This is a genomic window from Mycobacterium sp. NBC_00419 (assembly GCF_036023875.1).
Taxonomy (GTDB): domain Bacteria; phylum Actinomycetota; class Actinomycetes; order Mycobacteriales; family Mycobacteriaceae; genus Mycobacterium.
The window spans coordinates 3850959-3869980 of record NZ_CP107931.1; the positions used below are offsets into that span (position 1 = coordinate 3850959).

The 19022-nt window shown below is 66.7% G+C and carries 22 protein-coding genes; 13 read left to right on the forward strand and 9 right to left on the reverse strand.

Features of this window, described 5'->3' with window-relative positions; all coding sequences use genetic code 11:
* The first annotated feature begins 138 nt into the window (after positions 1-138).
* The 6 genes from secY (at position 139) to OG976_RS18395 (ending at position 4634) form a co-directional block, all read left to right on the forward strand.
* Entirely contained in the window at positions 139-1464 is a 1326-nt protein-coding gene (gene secY, locus OG976_RS18370; protein WP_328351707.1) for a preprotein translocase subunit SecY, read from the forward strand.
* Positions 1461-2006 (forward strand): adenylate kinase, encoded by a 546-nt coding sequence (locus tag OG976_RS18375; RefSeq protein WP_328351710.1) that lies wholly within the window; start codon positions 1461-1463, stop codon positions 2004-2006. Before secY ends, OG976_RS18375 begins: the two co-directional genes overlap by 4 nt.
* A 6-nt stretch (positions 2007-2012) precedes the next feature.
* Positions 2013-2810, forward strand: a complete 798-nt coding sequence (gene map / locus OG976_RS18380) for a type I methionyl aminopeptidase (RefSeq protein ID WP_328351713.1) — start codon at positions 2013-2015, stop codon at positions 2808-2810.
* Positions 2811-2883: 73 nt separating this feature from the next.
* The gene (locus OG976_RS18385) at positions 2884-3399 is read left to right on the forward strand and encodes a sigma-70 family RNA polymerase sigma factor (RefSeq protein WP_328351716.1); all 516 of its coding nucleotides are present in this window, start codon (positions 2884-2886) and stop codon (positions 3397-3399) included.
* Complete coding sequence (locus tag OG976_RS18390; RefSeq protein ID WP_328351719.1) at positions 3396-4109, forward strand: anti-sigma factor family protein; 714 nt, start codon at positions 3396-3398, stop codon at positions 4107-4109. The genes OG976_RS18385 and OG976_RS18390 overlap by 4 nt, the downstream gene beginning before the upstream one ends.
* Positions 4110-4136: 27 nt before the next feature.
* On the forward strand, positions 4137-4634 hold the full coding sequence (locus tag OG976_RS18395; RefSeq protein ID WP_328351723.1) for a MarR family winged helix-turn-helix transcriptional regulator: 498 nt from the start codon (positions 4137-4139) through the stop codon (positions 4632-4634).
* A gap of 98 nt (positions 4635-4732) precedes the next feature.
* On the opposite strand, the gene mmsB is transcribed toward OG976_RS18395, so the two are convergent.
* The 5 genes from mmsB to OG976_RS18420 form a co-directional block, all read right to left on the reverse strand.
* Positions 4733-5602: a 3-hydroxyisobutyrate dehydrogenase gene (gene mmsB, locus OG976_RS18400; protein WP_328351726.1), complete on the reverse strand. Its 870-nt coding sequence runs from the start codon at positions 5600-5602 to the stop codon at positions 4733-4735.
* A 17-nt stretch (positions 5603-5619) separates the two neighbouring features.
* The gene (locus OG976_RS18405; protein WP_328351729.1) at positions 5620-6810 is read right to left on the reverse strand and encodes an acyl-CoA dehydrogenase family protein; all 1191 of its coding nucleotides are present in this window, start codon (positions 6808-6810) and stop codon (positions 5620-5622) included.
* Positions 6807-8327: a CoA-acylating methylmalonate-semialdehyde dehydrogenase gene (locus OG976_RS18410; protein ID WP_328351732.1), complete on the reverse strand. Its 1521-nt coding sequence runs from the start codon at positions 8325-8327 to the stop codon at positions 6807-6809. The genes OG976_RS18405 and OG976_RS18410 overlap by 4 nt, the downstream gene beginning before the upstream one ends.
* Positions 8328-8427: 100 nt before the next feature.
* Positions 8428-9423, reverse strand: coding sequence for a dTDP-glucose 4,6-dehydratase (gene rfbB / locus OG976_RS18415; protein WP_328351735.1), 996 nt, complete (start codon positions 9421-9423; stop codon positions 8428-8430).
* Between the two features lie 43 nt (positions 9424-9466).
* Positions 9467-10084: a TIGR03086 family metal-binding protein gene (locus OG976_RS18420; protein WP_328351738.1), complete on the reverse strand. Its 618-nt coding sequence runs from the start codon at positions 10082-10084 to the stop codon at positions 9467-9469.
* Positions 10085-10111: 27 nt separating this feature from the next.
* Between OG976_RS18420 and OG976_RS18425 the strand changes: the two genes are divergently transcribed.
* Positions 10112-10567 carry a MarR family winged helix-turn-helix transcriptional regulator gene (locus OG976_RS18425; RefSeq protein ID WP_328351741.1) on the forward strand — a complete coding sequence of 152 codons (456 nt, stop codon included), beginning with the start codon at positions 10112-10114 and terminating at the stop codon, positions 10565-10567.
* Here the strand turns inward: OG976_RS18425 and OG976_RS18430 are convergent.
* The 4 genes from OG976_RS18430 to OG976_RS18445 form a co-directional block, all read right to left on the reverse strand.
* A complete protein-coding gene (locus OG976_RS18430) occupies positions 10558-11418 on the reverse strand; it encodes an LLM class F420-dependent oxidoreductase (protein WP_328351744.1) in 861 nt (286 codons plus the stop codon). The two genes, OG976_RS18425 and OG976_RS18430, sit on opposite strands and share 10 nt — an antisense overlap.
* A gap of 16 nt (positions 11419-11434) precedes the next feature.
* Positions 11435-12268, reverse strand: a complete 834-nt coding sequence (locus tag OG976_RS18435) for an LLM class F420-dependent oxidoreductase (RefSeq protein WP_328351747.1) — start codon at positions 12266-12268, stop codon at positions 11435-11437.
* A gap of 72 nt (positions 12269-12340) precedes the next feature.
* Positions 12341-13816: an ATP-binding protein gene (locus OG976_RS18440; RefSeq protein WP_328351750.1), complete on the reverse strand. Its 1476-nt coding sequence runs from the start codon at positions 13814-13816 to the stop codon at positions 12341-12343.
* A gap of 37 nt (positions 13817-13853) precedes the next feature.
* Positions 13854-15554: an FAD-dependent oxidoreductase gene (locus OG976_RS18445; protein WP_328351753.1), complete on the reverse strand. Its 1701-nt coding sequence runs from the start codon at positions 15552-15554 to the stop codon at positions 13854-13856.
* Between the two features lie 313 nt (positions 15555-15867).
* On the opposite strand from OG976_RS18445, the gene infA reads away from it, so the two are divergent.
* The 6 genes from infA (at position 15868) to OG976_RS18475 (ending at position 19015) form a co-directional block, all read left to right on the forward strand.
* Complete coding sequence (gene infA / locus OG976_RS18450) at positions 15868-16089, forward strand: translation initiation factor IF-1 (protein ID WP_005140011.1); 222 nt, start codon at positions 15868-15870, stop codon at positions 16087-16089.
* Between the two features lie 61 nt (positions 16090-16150).
* Positions 16151-16264 (forward strand): 50S ribosomal protein L36, encoded by a 114-nt coding sequence (gene rpmJ, locus OG976_RS18455; RefSeq protein ID WP_025737541.1) that lies wholly within the window; start codon positions 16151-16153, stop codon positions 16262-16264.
* Between the two features lie 201 nt (positions 16265-16465).
* Positions 16466-16843: a 30S ribosomal protein S13 gene (gene rpsM / locus OG976_RS18460; RefSeq protein ID WP_167105858.1), complete on the forward strand. Its 378-nt coding sequence runs from the start codon at positions 16466-16468 to the stop codon at positions 16841-16843.
* A gap of 6 nt (positions 16844-16849) precedes the next feature.
* Positions 16850-17263 (forward strand): 30S ribosomal protein S11, encoded by a 414-nt coding sequence (rpsK, locus tag OG976_RS18465; protein ID WP_328351765.1) that lies wholly within the window; start codon positions 16850-16852, stop codon positions 17261-17263.
* Between the two features lie 14 nt (positions 17264-17277).
* Positions 17278-17883, forward strand: a complete 606-nt coding sequence (gene rpsD / locus OG976_RS18470) for a 30S ribosomal protein S4 (protein ID WP_328351768.1) — start codon at positions 17278-17280, stop codon at positions 17881-17883.
* A gap of 79 nt (positions 17884-17962) precedes the next feature.
* Positions 17963-19015, forward strand: a complete 1053-nt coding sequence (locus OG976_RS18475) for a DNA-directed RNA polymerase subunit alpha (RefSeq protein WP_328351771.1) — start codon at positions 17963-17965, stop codon at positions 19013-19015.
* The last annotated feature ends 7 nt before the right edge of the window (positions 19016-19022 follow it).

Here is a 19022-nt window from a genome sequence, read left to right on the forward strand (position 1 = left end):
CTCGTAGACTGTTTGAGCGCGCGGTGTTGCAGGCTTAAAAGCTGGCGGCGATCGCCGCAAGGCAGGATTACCCAACCGCTGGCCAGCCCAGCCCCATTGGCACGTCGTGACATGTCGTCCGGCTGCCCAGGAGGAAGAGTGCTCTCGGCTTTCATCTCATCGCTGCGGACAGTCGACCTGAGGCGAAAGATCCTGTTCACCCTGGGCATCGTCATCCTGTACCGGGTTGGCGCATCGCTGCCCTCACCAGGGGTCAACTACAAGAACGTCCACCAGTGCATCGAGCAGGTCAGCGGCGGCAGTGGCGCGCAGATCTACTCGCTGATCAACCTGTTCTCCGGCGGCGCGCTGCTGCAGTTGACGGTGTTCGCGGTGGGCGTCATGCCCTACATCACCGCGAGCATCATCGTGCAGCTGCTGACGGTCGTGATTCCGCGCTTCGAACAGCTGCGCAAGGAAGGTCAGGCCGGTCAGGCCAAGATGACGCAGTACACGCGTTATCTGGCGATCGCCCTGGCGATCCTGCAGGCCACCAGCATCGTGGCGCTGGCCGCCAACGGCGGGCTGCTGCAGGGCTGCACGCTCGACATCATTCAAGACCAGAGCATCTTCGCCCTGATCATCATCGTGCTGGTCATGACCGCGGGCGCGGCCCTGGTCATGTGGATGGGTGAGCTGGTCACCGAGCGCGGCGTCGGCAACGGCATGTCGCTGCTCATCTTCGCCGGCATCGCCGCCCGCATCCCCGCCGAGGGCAAGTCCATCCTGGACAGCCGCGGCGGCCTGATCTTCGCCGCGGTCTGTGTGGCCGCCCTGGTGATCATCGTCGGCGTGGTCTTCGTCGAGCAGGGCCAGCGCCGCATCCCGGTGCAGTACGCCAAGCGAATGGTCGGCCGCAAGATGTACGGCGGAACGTCGACCTACCTGCCGCTGAAGGTCAACCAGGCCGGCGTCATCCCGGTCATCTTCGCCTCGTCACTGATCTACATCCCGCACCTGATCACCCAGCTGATCCAGAGTGGCCGCAAGACCCCGAGCAACAACTGGTGGGACCGCTTCGTCGCGAACTACCTGACCAACCCGGCCGATCCGGTCTACGTCGGGATCTACTTCGGCCTGATCATCTTCTTCACCTACTTCTACGTCTCGATCACGTTCAACCCGGACGAGCGGGCTGACGAGATGAAGAAGTTCGGTGGCTTCATTCCGGGGATCCGCCCGGGCAAGCCCACCGCCGACTACCTGCGCTATGTGCTGAACCGGATCACCCTTCCCGGCTCGATCTACCTCGGCGTGATCGCCGTTCTGCCCAACGTGTTCCTGCAGATGGGCAACGGCGGCGGCGTCCAGAACTTGCCGTTCGGCGGCACAGCGGTTCTGATCATGATTGGCGTCGGTTTGGATACCGTCAAACAAATCGAGAGCCAGCTCATGCAGCGCAACTACGAAGGGTTCCTGAAGTGAGAATCGTTTTGCTTGGACCGCCCGGAGCGGGCAAAGGAACGCAGGCGGTCAAGCTGGCGGACAAGCTCGGAATCCCGCAGATCTCCACAGGCGACCTGTTCCGGCACAACATCAGCACCGGCACCGAGCTGGGGCTGGAAGCCAAGAAGTACCTCGACGCCGGTGACCTGGTTCCGGCCACTCTGACCAACGCCCTGGTCGACGATCGGCTCAACGATGCCGACGTGACCGGCGGGTTCATCCTCGACGGCTTTCCGCGCTCGGTCGAGCAGGCCGAGGCGCTCAAGCAGATGCTGGCCCGCCGCGACCTGGCGCTGGACGCGGTGGTCGAGTTCCGGGTTCCCGAGGCCGAACTCGTCGAACGGCTCAAGGGCCGCGGCCGCGCCGACGACACCGAAGAGGTCATCCTCAACCGGATGAAGGTCTACCGCGACGAGACGGCCCCCCTGCTGGACTACTACCAGGGCGAGCTCAAGACCGTCGACGCCGTCGGCTCTCTCGACGAGGTCTTCGCGCGGGCACTGCACGCACTCGGTCGCTGATCGTCGATGGTCTCCCTGCCCGGACTGCGTCACCGTAGAACTGTGCCCGCCCGTACGCCGGGCGAGCTGGACGCGATGGCAGCTGCGGGTGCCGTCGTGGCGGCTGCGCTGCGAACCGTTCGGGAGGCCGCCGTAGCGGGGGTCTCCACCAAGGATCTCGACGACGCCGCCGAGACGGTGATCCGCCAAGCCGGCGGAATCCCGTCGTTCCTGGGCTACCACGGCTACCCCGCGAGCATCTGTTCGTCGGTCAACGACCGCGTGGTGCACGGCATCCCCACCGCTGAGGAGAAGCTGGCCTCCGGGGATCTGGTGTCCATCGACTGCGGCGCGATCATCGACGGCTGGCACGGCGACGCGGCGATCACCTTCGGCATCGGCCCGCTGATCGCCATCGACGAGGCGCTGTCGGCGGCCACCAAGCAGTCGATGGAGGCGGGCATCGCGGCGATGATCCCCGGAAACCGCCTCACCGACGTCTCGCATGCCATCGAGAACGGCACCAGGGCCGCCGAGAAGGCGTTCGGCCGCCGGTTCGGCATCGTCGAAGGCTACGGCGGGCACGGGATCGGCCGACAGATGCACATGGATCCGTTCCTGCCCAACGAGGGCCAACCCGGCCGCGGCCCGCACCTAGTTGTGGGTTCGGTGCTGGCGATCGAACCGATGCTGACGCTGGGCACCACCAAGACCCGGGTGCTGGCCGACGAATGGACCGTCGTCACCGCCGACGGCACCCGTGCGGCCCACTGGGAGCACACCGTCGCGGTGACCGACGACGGTCCGCGCATCCTCACCGCCTAGTTCGCCGGGATCTCGCTGTTCCACGGATGAACCATATGCCGCCCGGTCTCGTGTCTGGTCTGGGAGGTCGGCGATGGACGATTCGGAAGCCGCGCTGATGCGGGTGCTCTACCGTGACCACGCGGCAGCGCTGTGGCGCTACGCGGTGCGACTCACCGGCGACCCGGTACGCGCTGAGGACGTGGTCCAGGAGACGCTGTTGCGGGCCTGGCAGCACCCGGAGGTAGTCGACGAGGCCGACCGCTCCGCGCGGGCCTGGATGTTCACCGTCGCGCGCAACATGATCATCGACGAACGGCGCAGTGCGCGCTTCCGCAAGGAGACCGACTCGCTGGACACCCCCGGCGCCCCGGACCGCGCGGGCCCCGACGAGGTCAACTCCGCGCTGGACCGGCTGCTACTTGGCGACGCGCTGGCCCAGCTGTCCGCCGATCATCGCGCCGTGATCCGCCGGTCCTACTACCTGGGCTGGAGCACCGCCCAGATCGCGGCCGATCTGCAGATCGCCGAGGGGACGGTCAAATCGCGGCTGCACTATGCGGTGCGCACGCTGAGGCTGACGTTGCAGGAGATGGGGGTGACCAGATGATCGAACGCGATCCCTATGAGATGTGGGACGCCGCCTACGTGCTGGGCTCGCTGTCGAGTAGCGAACGCCGGGAGTACGAGGCACATCTGAGCGTGTGCCCGCCGTGCCGATCGGGGGTGTCCGAGCTCAGCGGAATGCCCGCACTGCTGGCGATGGTCGGTCCCGACGAAGTCGCGTCGATCGACGAGGGCGGGCTGGAGCCACCGCCGATCCGCGCCGAACTCCTCGACGAGGTGCTGTTGAAGGTCCGCAGCCGCCGCCGTAGGGCCCGTTGGGTCACCTGGACGGTAGGGGTGGCCGCCGCCGCCGTCCTGGCCGTGGGGATGATCCTGGCCATCAAGCCCGCCCAGCTCGGGATGAGCCCGAACGACGCGCGCAGCACTGCGGTCGCGCTCAACATGACGCCGGCGGCGACACCGTCGGAGTTCGATGCCACGGTGGTGCTCCGCAGCGAGGGGTGGGGCACCCACGTGGAGATGACGTGTACCTACCGCGAGGAACCGGGTGCCCGCAGGGGAGCCGGTGGCGACGAGTTGGCGATGTATGCGGTTGGGCGCGACGGCACCCGGGTGCAGCTGGCGACCTGGATGGCGCTGCAGGGTGCTACCGCCTCGCCGTCGGGGAGCACCTCGATGCCGATCGGTGAGATCGCTGCGGTGCAGGTGGTTTCGGCCGACACCGGGAACGTGCTGCTACAGCGGTCCCTGTAGACCGCCGGGGTAGGGCACTATTGGCGGATGCCAGCCGAGAAGCCCGATCCGATTGCCGCAGCGCGCGCCAACTGGGAGCGGGCCGGCTGGGGTGACGTCGCCGAGGGCATGGTCGCGGTGACCTCGGTGATGCGGGCACACCAGATTCTGCTGGCCCGGGTGGAGACCGCGCTGCGGCCCTACGACCTGAGCTTCTCGCGGTTCGAATTACTGCGGCTGCTGGCCTTCAGCCGTACCGGTGCGCTACCCATCACCAAGGCCTCCGACCGCCTGCAGGTCCATGTCACCAGCGTCACCCACGCCATCCGGCGGCTGGAGGCCGACGGGCTGGTCAAGCGGGTGCCTCATCCGACGGACGGGCGCACCACGCTGGTCGAGATCACCGACCTCGGGCGATCGACGGTGGAGGACGCCACCGCCACGCTCAACGAGCAGGTGTTCGCCGAGATCGGGATGGCGCCGCAGCAAGCCCGTGCGTTGGTGTCCTCGATCGAGACGCTGCGCCACCACGCCGGCGACTTCTAGAGTCGGGACTCGGCGCGAGCAGACGCAAACTCGCACAATTCGGCCCGAAGGTGTGCGAGTTTGCGTCTGCTCGGCGGTTTTCGTTCGCCCGTGCCGACTTAGCGCAACGTCTCGATGACGGCGCTGAAATCCAGGTCGGCGTGCTCCTCGGCGAACGTCGCGTAGATCTCGGCGGCATGGGTGCCCAGCGGAGCCGACGCGCCGGTCGAGGACACCGCTGCCATCGCCAGCCCCAGATCCTTGTTCATCAACGCGGTGGCGAAACCGGGCTTGAAGTCGTTGTTGGCCGGCGAGGTCGGAACCGGTCCCGGGACAGGACAATTGGTGTGCACAGCCCAGCAGTTCCCGGTCGCCCCGGTGATCACGTCGAACAGCGACTGCGCCGACAGACCCAGCTTGTCGGCCAGGACGAAAGCCTCGCCCACCGCGATCTGCTGAACCGCCAGCACCATGTTGTTGCACAACTTGGCGGCTTGGCCGGCTCCCGAGGTGCCGCAGTGAATCACCTTGGCCGCCATCGGATCCAGCACGGTCCGTGCCCGGTCGAGGGCGTCGGCCTCGCCGCCGACCATGAACGCCAGTGTTCCTGCGACGGCACCCTTGACCCCGCCGGACACCGGGGCGTCCAGTTGGGCAAAGCCGCTGTCGAGAGCCTGCTGGTGCACCGCGCGCGCGTCGTCGACCGAGATGGTGGAGCTGTCGATGAACAGTGCGCCCTCGGCCGCGGCCGGCAACACCTCGTCGTAGCAGCTCTTCACCAGTGTGCCGTTGGGCAGCATGGTGATGACGACGTCGGCACCGGCCACCGCGGCGGCGCCGGTGTCGAACAGCCGCACACCCTTGTCCTGCGCGGCCTGCCGGGCCGCGGGTACCGGGTCGAAGCCGTGGACGGTGTAGCCGGCGTTGATCAGGTTCGCGGCCATCGGGCCGCCCATGTTGCCCAGCCCCAGAAACGCGATTGTCGTCATATGTAGGTTCCTTTGCCTCACGCCGAATTTCGTCCGGGCGACTCACCCTGACTGCGAGCACGGCTCGCCACGCCCCGCCCGATGACCACGCGCATGATCTCGTTGGTGCCCTCCAGGATTCGGTGCACACGCAGATCGCGGACGATCTTCTCCAGCCCGTACTCCCGCAGATACCCGTAACCGCCGTGCAGCTGCAGCGCCTGATCGGCGACGGTGAAGCAGGCGTCGGTGACGTGCAGCTTGGCCATGGCGCACAGCGAGACCTTGTCCGGGTCGCCGTCGTCGAGGGCACTGGCCGCGCGCCACAGCAGCAGCCGCGAGGTTTCCAGGGCGGTCGCCATGTCGGCCAGCGAGAACCGGATGGTCGGCTCGTCGAGAAGTGCGCCCCCGAACGCCTGGCGGTCGGCCAGATAGCGTGCGGCCTTGTCGAAAGCGGCCTGCGCGCCGCCCAGCGAGCAGGCGGCGATGTTCAGCCGGCCGCCGTTGAGCCCGTTCATCGCGATGCCGAAGCCGCCGCCTTCGCCTTCGGGTCCGCCGAGCATCGCGTCGGCAGGCACCCGGACGCCCTCCATGATGACCTGCGCGGTGGGCTGGGCGTTCCAGCCCATCTTCTCCTCGTTGGCGCCGAAACTGAGTCCAGGCGTGCCATTTTCGACGATGAACGCCGAGATCCCGCGTGGCCCGTCGCCACCGGTGCGCGCCATCACCACGTAGACATCGGATTGCCCGGCGCCGGAGATGAACTGCTTGACGCCGTCGAGCACATAACTCTCACCGTCTCGAACAGCCTTGGTGCGCAACGCCGCCGCATCCGATCCGGCGCCCGGCTCGGTGAGACAGTAGCTGGCGATGGCTTCCATCGAGGCCAGCTTGGGCACCCATGTCTTGCGCTGGTCGGCGGTGCCGTAGCTGTCGATCATCCACGCGCACATGTTGTGGATCGAGATGAACGCTGCGATCGCGGGGTCGGCGGCGGCGAGGTGCTCGAAGATTCGGACGGCGTCCAACCGCCGCAGCCCACTGCCGCCGACGTCCTCGCCGCAGTAGATGGCCGCCATGCCGAGTTCGGCCGCCTCCCGCATCACCTCGACCGGGAAGTGCTTGGTGTGATCCCAGTCGAGTGCATGCGGCGCAAGGCGTTTGGCGGCGAACGCGGCTGCCGTCTCGGCGATGACGCGTTCGTCGTCGTCCAAACTCAGGAAGCTCATTGCATTGTCGGGATGACGAACTCGGCGCCGTCCTTGATACCCGAGGGCCACCGCTCGGTGACGGTCTTGGTCTTGGTGTAGAACAGGATCGAGTGCGGCCCGTGCTGGTTGAGGTCGCCGAAGCCGGAGCGCTTCCAGCCGCCGAAGGTGTGGTAGGACACCGGAACCGGGATCGGCACGTTGACGCCGACCATGCCGACCTGCACGCGGGAGACGAAGTCGCGGGCGGCGTCGCCGTCGCGGGTGAAGATCGCCACGCCGTTGCCGTACTCGTGCTCGGACGGAAGCCGCAGGGCCTCTTCATAGTCGTGGGCGCGCACGATGCACAGCACCGGCCCGAAGATCTCGTCGGTGTAGATCGACATGTCGGTGGTGACGTGGTCGAACAGGGTGGGGCCGATGAAGAAGCCGCCCTCGAGGTTGGCGTCGCCGAACGTCAGCTCGTCACTGGCCTTTTCGCGGCCGTCGACGACGATCTCGGCGCCTGCGGCGACGCCGGCGTCGATGTAGTCGCGGACCCGCTTGAGAGCGGCGCCGGTGACCAGCGGTCCGTAGTCGGCCTTGGGGTCGAGGCTGTGGCCGACGCGCAGGCTGTTGATCCGCTCGACGAGCCTGGCGCGCAACCGGTTCGCGGTCTCCTCACCGACCGGCACCGCGACGCTGATGGCCATGCACCGCTCGCCGGCGCTGCCGTAGCCGGCGCCGATCAGCGCGTCAACGGCCTGGTCGAGGTCCGCGTCGGGCATGACGATCATGTGGTTCTTGGCCCCGCCGAAGCACTGCGAGCGCTTACCGTGGGCGGCCGCGGTGGAGTAGATGTACTGCGCGATGTCGGAGCTGCCGACGAAGCCGATGGCCTTGATGTCGGGGTGGGTCAGGATCGCGTCGACCGCTTCCTTGTCGCCCTGCACCACCTGGAAGACACCGGCGGGCAGGCCGGCCTCCAGGAAGAGCTCGGCCAGGCGCACCGGCACCGAGGGATCGCGCTCAGAGGGCTTGAGGATGAAGGCGTTTCCGCACGCCAGCGCCGGGCCAGCCTTCCACAGCGGGATCATCGCGGGGAAGTTGAACGGGGTGATACCGGCGACCACGCCGAGCGGCTGGCGGATCGAGTACACGTCGATACCGCCGCCGGCGCCTTCGGTGAACTCGCCCTTGAGCAGATGCGGGATGCCGATGGCGAACTCGATGACCTCGATGCCGCGCTGAATGTCACCGCGGGAGTCGGCGACGGTCTTGCCGTGCTCGATGGACAGCAGCTCGGCAAGCTCGTCGGTGTTGGCGTTGACCAACTCGATGAACTTCATCATCACGCGGGCGCGCCGCTGCGGGTTCCAGGCGGCCCATTCCTTCTGGGCTTCCACCGCGGAGGCGACCGCGGTGTTGACGTCGGCGGCGCTGGCCAGGAGCACCTGGGCCTGCACCTCGCCGGTGCTGGGGTTGAGGACGTCGGCGGTGCGCGTGCTGCCCAGGCTGCTGCGCTTGCCGTCGATGAAGTGCTGGATCGGTGTGCTCATGGTTGTCCCTCGGCTGACCGGCTGCTGAATACTAGGACATCCTAGTAACGGGGGATGCCGGACCGCAAGAGTGCGTTGTTCGTTGCTGCCGGCCTGCCGCTCAGTGGCCGCGCTCGGCGTAGGTCTGTTCGACCTGTTCCTTCAAGGGGCCCCACCACCACTCGTTGTCGCGGTACCACGCGATGGTGGTCCGCAGCCCTTCGGCGAAGTCGGTGTGCTTGGGCGCCCAGCCCAATTCGTCACGCAGCGCGCCGGAGTCGATCGCGTAGCGCAGGTCGTGCCCGGCCCGGTCGGCGACGTGGTCGACGTCGTCGGGGTCGCGGTCCATCAACTGCAGGATGAGCCGCAGCACCGAGAGGTTGTCGCGCTCGCCGTCGGCCCCGATCAAGTAGGTGCGGCCGATCTGCCCATCCTCGAGGATGCGCCAGACGCCGGTGTTGTGGTCTTCGACGTGGATCCAGTCACGAATGTTGGCGCCCGCGCCGTACAGCTTGGGGCGCCGCCCGGTCAGGACGTTGGTGATCTGGCGTGGGATGAACTTTTCGATGTGCTGGTAGGGCCCATAGTTGTTGGAGCAGTTAGAGATCGTCGCGCGCACACCGTAGGACCGCACCCAGGCCCGGACCAGCAGGTCGGCCGAGGCCTTGGTCGCCGAGTACGGACTCGACGGGTTGTACGGGGTCGCGGCGTTGAACCGGACATCCCCGTCGAGCGGCAGGTCGCCGTACACCTCGTCGGTGGAGACGTGGTGCAACCGGACACCGTGCCTGCGCACCGCCTCCAAAACCGAGAACGTGCCGATCACATTGCTGCGCAGGAACGACGCGGGGTCGGCGAGCGAATTGTCCACGTGGGTTTCGGCCGCGAAGTGCACCACCGCGTCGGAGTCGGCGACCAGCCGGTCGACGAGCGCCTCGTCGGTGAGGTCACCTTCGACAAGTGAGATCTCGTTCTGCACCGCGGCCAGTGATTCGCGGCTACCGGCGTAGGTCAGCGCGTCGACGACGGTGACCGATGCGCCGGGACGGTTGCGCACCGTGCTGTGCACGAAGTTGGCGCCGATGAACCCGGCGCCTCCCGTGACCAACAGCCGCATGCCCCAGACCCTAGTGGAGGCTCCACCCACGAGAGATCGGGTGTCAGCGAGGGGTCCACCTCGGTGATCGCCCGAGATGCGCCAGGACCCGGTCCAAGCTTCTCGCCCCGTCGTCCGCTGCGATCGCGGGCTGGAACGGGCTACCGTCCGCGGTGCGGAAGCTGCCGCCCGGGATGGCCAGGGCCAACGGGAGGACCGCGGCGACGACGTCGTCGGGCGGATCGAACGGGGTGCCGGCGGCGCGCGCGACGTCCCAGCCGTGCACGACAGAGTCCACGAAGTGGAATCCGATCGCCATGGACGCCGGGAACGTCGCATCCGGTCCCAGTTCCGGTAGCGCAAATGCCGTCTCCAGTACGCCGTCGGCGGCGAATGCGTCGAGGACCTCGCGGGCGGACTCGGTGTACGCGGTCAGGGGATCGCGGGCGACATCGCCGATGACGGTGGCCGGATCCCACACGGAAAGATCGGCACCGAGCCCTCGTGCGGCCGCGGCGAAGCCCCGGTTCTGCGCGATCATGTGCGCGATCAGGTCGGCCAGATTCCAGCCGGCGCACGGCGTCGGGTCACCCAGCTGGCCCAGGGTCACCTGTGCGACAGCGTCGACTGAGGCGGTGACCGCTATCCGGTGAAGCGGAAGAAGATCCACATTAGTATGCATGAGTAGATAGTAAGCGCATGCGTATGAATGTTCAATGCTTACGATCGAGCCGTGCCCGGATCACCGAGACGCCCGGATCTGGCGGCCATGCTCGCGCCACTGCTGCGGGAACTGGTGGCGGCCGAGATGCCTGTCCTTGACGAGCATGAGCTGACCATGTGGGGCTACACCGTGTTGCTTGCGCTTGATGAGTCGCCGGTTCGCACCCAGGCGGCACTCGCTGAGGCGATCGGGGCCGACAAGACGCGCATCATCCCGGTTCTCGATGAACTGCAGGAGCGGGGATTCATCGAGCGCCATGCCGATCCCGACGACCGCCGGGTGCGGCTGCTCGCCATCACCGACACCGGGCGGGCTGTCAAGAATGCCGCACAGTCGGCGATTCAGCGCAACGAAGACCGATGGTTGCAGAAACTGTCAGCAGAGGACCGACGGGCGTTTTTGCGTGGGCTCACCCGGCTCAGCCGGCGCCCTTATGCCTGATCTGCGGTCAGCCCCAAGGGCCCGGCCAGTTCGGTAAGCGTGGGGATCAGCCTGTCCCCGCCGCCGAGCACCTGGATCGTCACGTGATCGGCGCCCACGTCGAGGTGTTCACGCAGACGCGCGGCAATTGATTCCGGTGTGCCGTGCGCGACCACGGCGTCGATCAGCTTGTCGCTGCCCGGCTTGGCCACGTCGGCGTCGGTGAACCCGAGCCGCTTCCAGTTGTTGACGTAGTTGCTCAGGTCCAGATAAAAGCCGACGCTGTCGCGCCCGAGTGCACGGGCGGCCTCGGCGTCGGTGGACAGCACGACCTTGTGCTCGGGTGCCAGGTACACCGACCCGCCCAGCAGGTCGCGCGCCTGGGCGGTGTGCTCCGGGGTGGTCAGGTACGGATGGGCGCCTGCACTGCGCTCCGCCGAGAGCGCCAGCACCTTGGGTCCCAGCGCGGCGATGACGCGGCGACTGGTCGGTACCCGGTGGGCGTCCAATTCGTCGAGGTAGGCAACCAGCGCCTCGTAGGGCTTGCGGTACTCCTGGGTGTGCTCGGGGTGGCCCACACCGATGCCGAGCAGGAAGCGGCCGGGATAGGCCTCCTCGATGCGGTGATAGGAGTCGGCGACCTCGGCGGCCGGTGCCGTCCAGATGTTGACGATTCCGGTTGCGACCGAGAGGTTTTCGGTGCGCTCGAGGATGGGTTCGACGAACGCCAGGTCCGCGGCCGGCGAGCCGCCGACCCACACCGCGCGAAAGCCCAGCCGTTCGATCTCCGCGGCTTGCTCGGGCGTGGGCGCACCAAAGGTCCACACCCCGAATCGTCCAAGGTCGGGCTTGAGCAGCGCGGGGTCGGTCACGAGATCTCCTTGAGGGTCAGAGGCCGAGCGGCCCGGCCAGTTCGGCCAGGGCGGGGACGAGTTTGTCCGGCGAGGTCAGCACCTGCACCGGGACGTGGTCGGCCCCGGCGTCGAGATGCTGGGTCAGGCGCGCGGCGATGGCCTCGGGCGTGCCGTAGGCGACGACCGCGTCGACCAGTCGGTCACTGCCCGGGCGGGCGACGTCGTCGTCGGTGAATCCCAGCCGCTTCCAGCTGTTGAGGTAGTTCTGCAGGTTCAGATAGACGTCGAGGGCCTTGCGGCCGACGGTCCTCGCCTTGTCGGCGTCGGTGGTCAGAACGGCCTTGTGCTCGGGGGCCAGGAAGGCGCCGGGCCCGATCAGTGCCCGCGCCTGTGCGGTGTGCTCGGGTGTGGTGAGGTACGGATGCGCGCCGGCGCTGCGCTGTGCCGAGAGCTTGAGCACCTGCGGCCCCAGCGCCGCGACCACCCGGCTGCCTTTGGGCACCCCGTATTCGTCGAGCTTGTCCAGGTAGCTGTTCAGCGCTTCGACCGGCTTCTGGTACTGCTGATGAGCCTCGGGATGGCCGACGCCGATGCCCAGGATGAGCCGGCCGGGGTAGCCGGACTCGATGCGGTGGAAGGATTCCGCAACCGGCCCGGGCGCGGCCGTCCAGATGTTGACGATCCCGGTCGCCACCTTCAGCGTGGTGGTGTTCTCCAAAATCGGCTCCACCCAATCCAATTCGGCCGGGGGCGAGCCGCCGACCCAGACTGCTCCGTACCCGAGTGCTTCGATCTCGTTGGCCTGTTGGGGGGTTACCCCCAGGCCGAACGTTCCGAAACGCCCCAGATCGGGTTTGGTGTCGGTCATGGACGTCCCTTTCGGATCAACCCAGCACGGATGCGCCGCTCATCTGTCGTCCAACCTCGCGCGCGGCGCGAACTATTCCGCGGCCAGAATCTCAGTGGGTGTGGGCGCCTCGGGCGCCGGGGCGACCATCGGCAGCAGCACGATGAAGCGGGTGTCACCCGGCTGGGATTCCACCCGCAGATTGCCGCGGTGCTTCTCGACGACGATCCGCCAGGCCAGATCCAGGCCCAGCCCGGTGCCCTCGCCGAACGGCTTGGTGGTGAAGAACGGGGTGAAGATGCGGTCGATGATTTCCTCGGGGATACCGGGCCCGTCGTCGCAGATCTCCACCCGAACGAACTCGCCTTCCCGCAGCGTCCGCACTGTCAAGGTGCCGGCGCCGTTCATCGCCTGGATGGCGTTGTCGATGATGTTGGTCCAGACCTGGTTGAGATCGCCTGGGTAACACAGCAATTCGGGAAGTGTCTTGTCAAGCTCCTTGACCACGCGGACTGGCCCGTCCTTGCCGACCTTTTCGCCGAACATCATCAGCGTGCTGAAGAGCAGCTCGTGGATGTCGGCGGACTGGTAGGGCGCGCGATCCATCTGCGAGTACTGCTTGGTTCCGGCGAGCAGTGCCGAGATGCGCTTGCTGGCCTCCGAGATCCGGTTCACCGACAGCTCGGTGTCGATCGTGTATTTCAGCCAGCCGATCGCGCTCTGCATGGTCGCCGAGCAGTCCACGTCGTCGATCGAGGCCTCGACGCGCTCCAGCCACTGGGTGTCCAGGCCGGCTTCGACGAATGTCGGCGCATAGTCCCAGCCGCCGGCGATGCCGTGGTCTTCGAGCCAGTCCCCGACCTGATCCTCGCGGTCAGAGGTCTCCAGCGCCGTCAGCTGCTGGGCCTTGGACTTCGCGACCTGTTCGGCCACCTCGTCCTGGATGCTCACCAGCACCCGCAGCGCCTCGGTGGAGAACTCGCCGTCGGCGAGCATGGCCAGCTTGTGGCGCATCTTGCCGACGTTCTCGCGCAGGTTCGCCACGTCGCGGGAGATCGCGGCGGCGGGATTGTTGAGCTGATGGGTCAGCCCGGCGGTGATGGTGCCCAGCGCCAGCAGCTTCTCGCGCTGTCCGATGATCTGGCTCTGCCGCAGGCCGCCGACCATATGGCCTTCCAAAAGGTGCACGGCCATCGGGAACTGCGACTGCATGAACTTCGCGAACGCTTCGGCGTCGAGCACGAAGAACCGCGCCGGCGTGGTGACCCGCACCGAGGCTTGGTAGACGTGGTCCTCGCCGGGGATGTAGGCCGACCATGCTCCGCAGTAGACGCCGCGCTGGGACGTTCGGTTGGTTTCGATGTCGACGCCACCCGAGCGCTTCGACATCACCAACTCGCCGTCGAGCAGCACGTAGAAACACGTCGCGGGATCACCTTCGGCGCAGACAGGGCCGGGCTCGAAAACCTGGATGTGGCCGTTCTCGCACAGCGTGCGCAGCTGTTCGTCGGTCAGCGCTTCGAACAGGAACAGCGTCCGCAGTTCCTCGGGCAGGCATTTCTCGCCCATCGATGTCTCCCTCTCGGCGCTCTCGAATACAGCGTGGTCAGGCCTCGGCCAGGTAGCGGTGCACGAGCATCACTGCCATCGATCCTTCGCCCACCGCAGCGGCCACCCGCTTGGCCGACTCGGCGCGCACGTCACCTGCAACAAACACACCGGGCACACTTGTTTCCAGGTGGTGCGGCGGACGGTCCAGCATCCAGCCGGCGACGTCGCGCAGGTCGGGTCCGGCCAGGATGAAACCGTGGTCGTCGACGGCGACGACCTCCTTGAGCCAGTCGGTCCGGGGCTCGGCCCCGATGAAGCAGCACATCCGGGTCGATGGGACGGTCTCGCGCTCGCCGGTCTGCCTGTTCTCCAGCACCAGGCCGGTGAGGTGGTCGTCGTCGCCGAGGGTGTCCACCACCTCGGTGCAGGTGCGCACGCCGATGTTCGGGTGCTTCTCGATCCGTTCGACCAGGTAGTGCGACATCGACGCTTCCAACGACGGGCCGCGCACCAGCATGGTCACCGACTTCGCCCGCTCGGCCATGAACAGCGCGGCCTGGCCCGCCGAGTTCGCGCCGCCGACGAGGTAGACGTCCTCGCCCTCACACTCCGAGGCATCCGACACCGAGGCGCCGTAGTAGACGCCGCGCCCGACGTAGTTACAGGCCGAGTCGTCGGGGTTGTCCCAGCAGCCGGTGACGCGCAGCTGTCGGTAGTCGACACCGGTCGCCAAAATGACTGAGCGCGCGGCGATTTCACCACCGTCTTCGAATGCGATGGTCCGCGCGGTCCCGGCGTCCCCGGCGATCAGCTTGACCGCCTTGCGGGTGGTGATCACCTCGGCGCCGAAGCGCTCCGCCTGCCTGCGCGCCGACGTTGTCAGTTCGGCACCGGAGATGCCGGTCGGGAAACCCAGGTAGTTCTCGATGCGGGAGCTGCGACCGGCCTGACCACCGGTGGTGGTCTCCTCGATGAGCACCGTCTTGAGGCCTTCGGAGGCGCCGTACACGGCGGCGGCCAGCCCGGCCGGCCCGCCGCCGATGACGGCCAGGTCGTACATCTCCAGCGACGGCTCGGTCGACAGGCCGAGCATGCCGGCCAGTTCGGCGTCGGTGGGGTCGACCAGCGTCTCGCCCTGCTCGGTGATCACCACCGGCAGCTCGAAGCCGTCCAGTCCGGCCGCATCCAGCAGCTGGCGGCCCTTGGCCTCGTCGGCCATGAAGGAGCGGAACGAATGCTGGTTGCGGGCCAGGAACTGGCGGACCTCCCAGGACCGCTCACTCCAGCGGTGCCCTATCACCTTGGTGTGCGGGATCGCCCGGTCGCCGGTCGCATGCCAGGCCTCCAGCAGTGCGTCGAGGACCGGGTAGAGCTTCTCCTCCGGCGGGTCCCACGGCTTGAGCAGGTAGTGGTCGAGGTCGACGACGTTGATGGCGTCGATCGCGGCATGGGTGTCGGCGTAGGCGGTCAGCAGCACCCGGCGGGCCATCGGATAGATGTCCATCGCCTCTTCGAGGAACTGGATGCCGCTCATCTGCGGCATCCGGTAGTCGGCGACGAACACCGCCACGGTCTCGCCGCGCAGCTTCAGTTCGTTGAGGGTTTCCAGCGCGTCCTGCCCGGATTCGGCCCGCACGATCCGATATCTCTCGCCGTAGTGGCGGCGAAGATCGCGGGCGACGGCGCGCGACACCGCCGGGTCGTCGTCGACGGTGAGAATGGCGGGCTTTCGGGGCTGGGGGAGAGGTCCAGTCATCACCATCCAGTATGCGCTGCGCGTCCAGTCCTATTTAGGATGGGCTTGGCTTCGTCCCGTTCCGGTCGCGCTGCGTTCACCTGCGCCTTAGGGTGTGGAGATCGGCGCAGCACGCGTTTTGGAGTAGCGCCGGGAAACGGGTATCGTAGACCAACGGTGCGGTGATCGCGCCGACTCTTGCGTGCCCAGTCCTGGAATTTCCTGTCACCGGCTCACGTTTTGCAGTCGGGGCGAAGGGCTGCCCCGAACTGTGAGGGTCAGTCGCGCGAGCGGCGGATGCGAACAGAACCGACAAAGCAGGATCTGAGAGGTTATGGCCAAGAAAGACGGTGCCATCGAGGTCGAGGGCCGCGTGGTCGAGCCCCTGCCCAATGCGATGTTTCGCATTGAGCTGGAGAACGGACACAAGGTGCTCGCTCACATCAGCGGCAAGATGCGGCAGCACTACATCCGCATCCTTCCCGAGGACCGGGTGGTAGTGGAGTTGTCTCCCTACGACCTGACCCGGGGTCGCATTGTGTACCGGTACAAGTAATCGCCTCGACCGCGATCAAGCACTAACTGACAACACCGAGAACTAGAAGGATCAACGAGCCGTGAAGGTGAACCCGAGCGTCAAGCCGATCTGCGACAAGTGCAGGGTGATCCGCCGGCATGGGCGGGTCATGGTGATCTGCACTGATCCGCGCCACAAGCAGCGTCAGGGCTAACACCCTGTCGCCGCTTGAGCGGCAACGAGCAGTACCCACAACTGAATGCAGACCTCCCAGTTCCACTAGGCGGATTGGCGCGTCAGCGCCGAAAAAGACGAATCAGTGCTGCCTGGACACGCCCGGACGGAGGCCGGGCCCCGACGCCGTCGGGAACGGACTGGGAACAGACCTCCGCATAGAAGAAGGAATCACTGCCTGATGGCACGTCTAATGGGCGTTGATCTCCCGCGCGACAAGCGCATGGAGATCGCGCTGACCTATATCTACGGCATCGGCCGTACCCGCTCGCAGGAAATCCTTGCGGCGACCGGCATCGACCGGGATCTGCGGAGCAAGGACCTCACCGATGATCAGGTGACCCAGCTTCGCGAATACATCGAGGGCAACGATCTCAAGGTGGAGGGCGACCTGCGCCGCGAGGTCCAGGCCGACATTCGCCGCAAGATCGAAATCGGCTGTTACCAGGGTCTTCGGCACCGCCGTGGCCTGCCGGTGCGCGGCCAGCGGACCAAGACCAACGCGCGTACCCGCAAGGGCCCCAAGCGCACCATCGCCGGCAAGAAGAAGGCCAGGTAACCCCGGATGGCACAAGCAAAGAAGGGCTCTGCTCCCAAGAAGGGGCAGAAGACCCGCCGCAAGGAAAAGAAGAACATTCCGCACGGCGCCGCTCACATCAAGAGCACGTTCAACAACACGATCGTCTCGATCACCGACCCGCAGGGCAACGTCATCGCGTGGGCGTCCTCGGGCCACGTGGGCTTCAAGGGCTCGCGCAAGTCGACTCCGTTCGCCGCGCAGCTGGCTGCCGAGAACGCGGCCCGCAAGGCCCAGGAGCACGGTGTCAAGAAGGTCGACGTATTCGTCAAGGGTCCGGGCTCGGGCCGGGAGACCGCCATCCGCTCACTGCAGGCCGCCGGCCTCGAAGTGGGCGCGATTTCCGATGTCACTCCGCAGCCGCACAACGGCTGCCGTCCGCCCAAGCGGCGCCGGGTCTAGAGGAGAGAAGTTCAATGGCTCGTTACACCGGACCAGTCACCCGTAAGTCGCGCCGCCTCGGCGTCGACCTCGTCGGTGGCGATCAGTCGTTCGAAAAGCGTCCCTACCCGCCCGGCCAGCACGGCCGCGCGCGGATCAAGGAGAGCGAATACCGCCAGCAGCTGCAGGAGAAGCAGAAGGCCCGCTTCACCTATGGCGTCATGGAGAAGCAGTTCCGCAAGTACTACGAAGAGGCCTCACGGCACTCGGGTAAGACGGGCGAGAACCTGCTGCAGATCCTGGAGAGCCGGCTGGACAACGTCGTGTACCGCGCCGGTCTGGCGCGTACCCGCCGGATGGCCCGCCAGTTGGTCAGCCACGGTCACTTCACCGTCAACGGTGTCAAGGTGAACATCCCGAGCTATCGGGTGTCGCAGTACGACATCATCGACATCAAGGACAAGTCGCTGAACACCCTGCCGTTCGAGGTGGCCCGGCAGACCGCCGGTGAGCGCCCGATCCCCGGGTGGCTGCAGGTGGTCGGGGAGCGTCAGCGAATCCTCGTGCACCAGCTGCCCGAGCGTGCGCAGATTCAGGTCCCGCTCGCCGAGCAGCTCATCGTCGAGTACTACTCGAAGTAAAGACGTCTGCCGGGCATCCGTCCGGCAGATCACTTAACGGCATCAAATAGCGGGTGCCGAGAAGGAGAACGAAAACACCATGCTGATTTCCCAGCGGCCCACACTCAGCGAAGAGGTCATCGCCGAGAACCGCTCCCAGTTCGTCATCGAACCCCTGGAGCCCGGTTTCGGTTACACCCTTGGCAATTCGCTGCGGCGCACCCTGCTGTCGTCGATCCCCGGCGCAGCCGTCACCAGCATCCGCATCGACGGTGTGCTGCACGAGTTCACCACCGTGCCCGGGGTCAAGGAAGACGTCACCGACATCATCCTGAACCTCAAGGGTCTGGTCGTGTCCTCCGAGGAGGACGAGCCGGTCACGATGTACCTGCGTAAGCAGGGTCCGGGTGACGTCACCGCCGGTGACATCGTCCCGCCGGCCGGCGTTACCGTGCACAACCCGGACATGCGGATCGCGACCCTGAACGACAAGGGCAAGCTCGAGGTCGAGCTCGTCGTCGAGCGTGGCCGCGGCTACGTCCCGGCCGTGCAGAACAAGGCCTCCGGTGCCGAAATCGGCCGTATCCCGGTCGATTCCATCTACTCGCCGGTCCTCAAGGTCACCTACAAGGTGGAGGCCACCCGCGTCGAGCAGCGCACCGACTTCGACAAGCTGATCCTCGATGTCGAGACCAAGAACTCCATCACCCCGCGTGACGCCCTGGCCTCGGCCGGCAAGACGCTGGTTGAGTTGTTCGGTCTGGCACGGGAACTCAACGTCGAGGCCGAGGGCATCGAGATCGGTCCCTCGCCCGCCGAGGCCGACCACATCGCGGCGTTCGCGCTGCCGATCGACGACCTGGACCTCACCGTCCGGTCGTACAACTGCCTCAAGCGCGAGGGTGTGCACACCGTCGGCGAGCTGGTCGCCCGCACGGAGTCCGATCTGCTGGACATCCGTAACTTCGGCCAGAAGTCGATCGACGAGGTGAAGATCAAGCTGCACCAGCTCGGCCTGTCGCTCAAGGACAGCCCGGCCAGCTTCGATCCGTCCGAGGTTGCCGGCTACGACGTCGCCACCGGCACGTGGAACAGCGACGCCAGCTACGACCTGGACGCCGACCAGGACTACGCCGAAACCGAACAGCTCTAACCACTGT

Coding starts and splice junctions, on each gene's coding strand:
- OG976_RS18385 (WP_328351716.1), top strand. CDS start 2,884: ATGGACGATTCGGAAGCCGCGCTGATGCGGGTGCTCTACCGTGACCAC.
- mmsB (WP_328351726.1), bottom strand. CDS start 5,602: ATGACGACAATCGCGTTTCTGGGGCTGGGCAACATGGGCGGCCCGATG.
- rpsK (WP_328351765.1), top strand. CDS start 16,850: ATGGCACAAGCAAAGAAGGGCTCTGCTCCCAAGAAGGGGCAGAAGACC.
- OG976_RS18425 (WP_328351741.1), top strand. CDS start 10,112: ATGTTCAATGCTTACGATCGAGCCGTGCCCGGATCACCGAGACGCCCG.
- OG976_RS18440 (WP_328351750.1), bottom strand. CDS start 13,816: ATGGGCGAGAAATGCCTGCCCGAGGAACTGCGGACGCTGTTCCTGTTC.
- rpsM (WP_167105858.1), top strand. CDS start 16,466: ATGGCACGTCTAATGGGCGTTGATCTCCCGCGCGACAAGCGCATGGAG.
- OG976_RS18445 (WP_328351753.1), bottom strand. CDS start 15,554: ATGACTGGACCTCTCCCCCAGCCCCGAAAGCCCGCCATTCTCACCGTC.
- OG976_RS18420 (WP_328351738.1), bottom strand. CDS start 10,084: ATGCATACTAATGTGGATCTTCTTCCGCTTCACCGGATAGCGGTCACC.
- infA (WP_005140011.1), top strand. CDS start 15,868: ATGGCCAAGAAAGACGGTGCCATCGAGGTCGAGGGCCGCGTGGTCGAG.
- OG976_RS18475 (WP_328351771.1), top strand. CDS start 17,963: ATGCTGATTTCCCAGCGGCCCACACTCAGCGAAGAGGTCATCGCCGAG.
- OG976_RS18435 (WP_328351747.1), bottom strand. CDS start 12,268: ATGACCGACACCAAACCCGATCTGGGGCGTTTCGGAACGTTCGGCCTG.
- OG976_RS18390 (WP_328351719.1), top strand. CDS start 3,396: ATGATCGAACGCGATCCCTATGAGATGTGGGACGCCGCCTACGTGCTG.
- OG976_RS18405 (WP_328351729.1), bottom strand. CDS start 6,810: ATGAGCTTCCTGAGTTTGGACGACGACGAACGCGTCATCGCCGAGACG.
- map (WP_328351713.1), top strand. CDS start 2,013: ATGGTCTCCCTGCCCGGACTGCGTCACCGTAGAACTGTGCCCGCCCGT.
- rfbB (WP_328351735.1), bottom strand. CDS start 9,423: ATGCGGCTGTTGGTCACGGGAGGCGCCGGGTTCATCGGCGCCAACTTC.
- OG976_RS18395 (WP_328351723.1), top strand. CDS start 4,137: ATGCCAGCCGAGAAGCCCGATCCGATTGCCGCAGCGCGCGCCAACTGG.
- rpsD (WP_328351768.1), top strand. CDS start 17,278: ATGGCTCGTTACACCGGACCAGTCACCCGTAAGTCGCGCCGCCTCGGC.
- OG976_RS18410 (WP_328351732.1), bottom strand. CDS start 8,327: ATGAGCACACCGATCCAGCACTTCATCGACGGCAAGCGCAGCAGCCTG.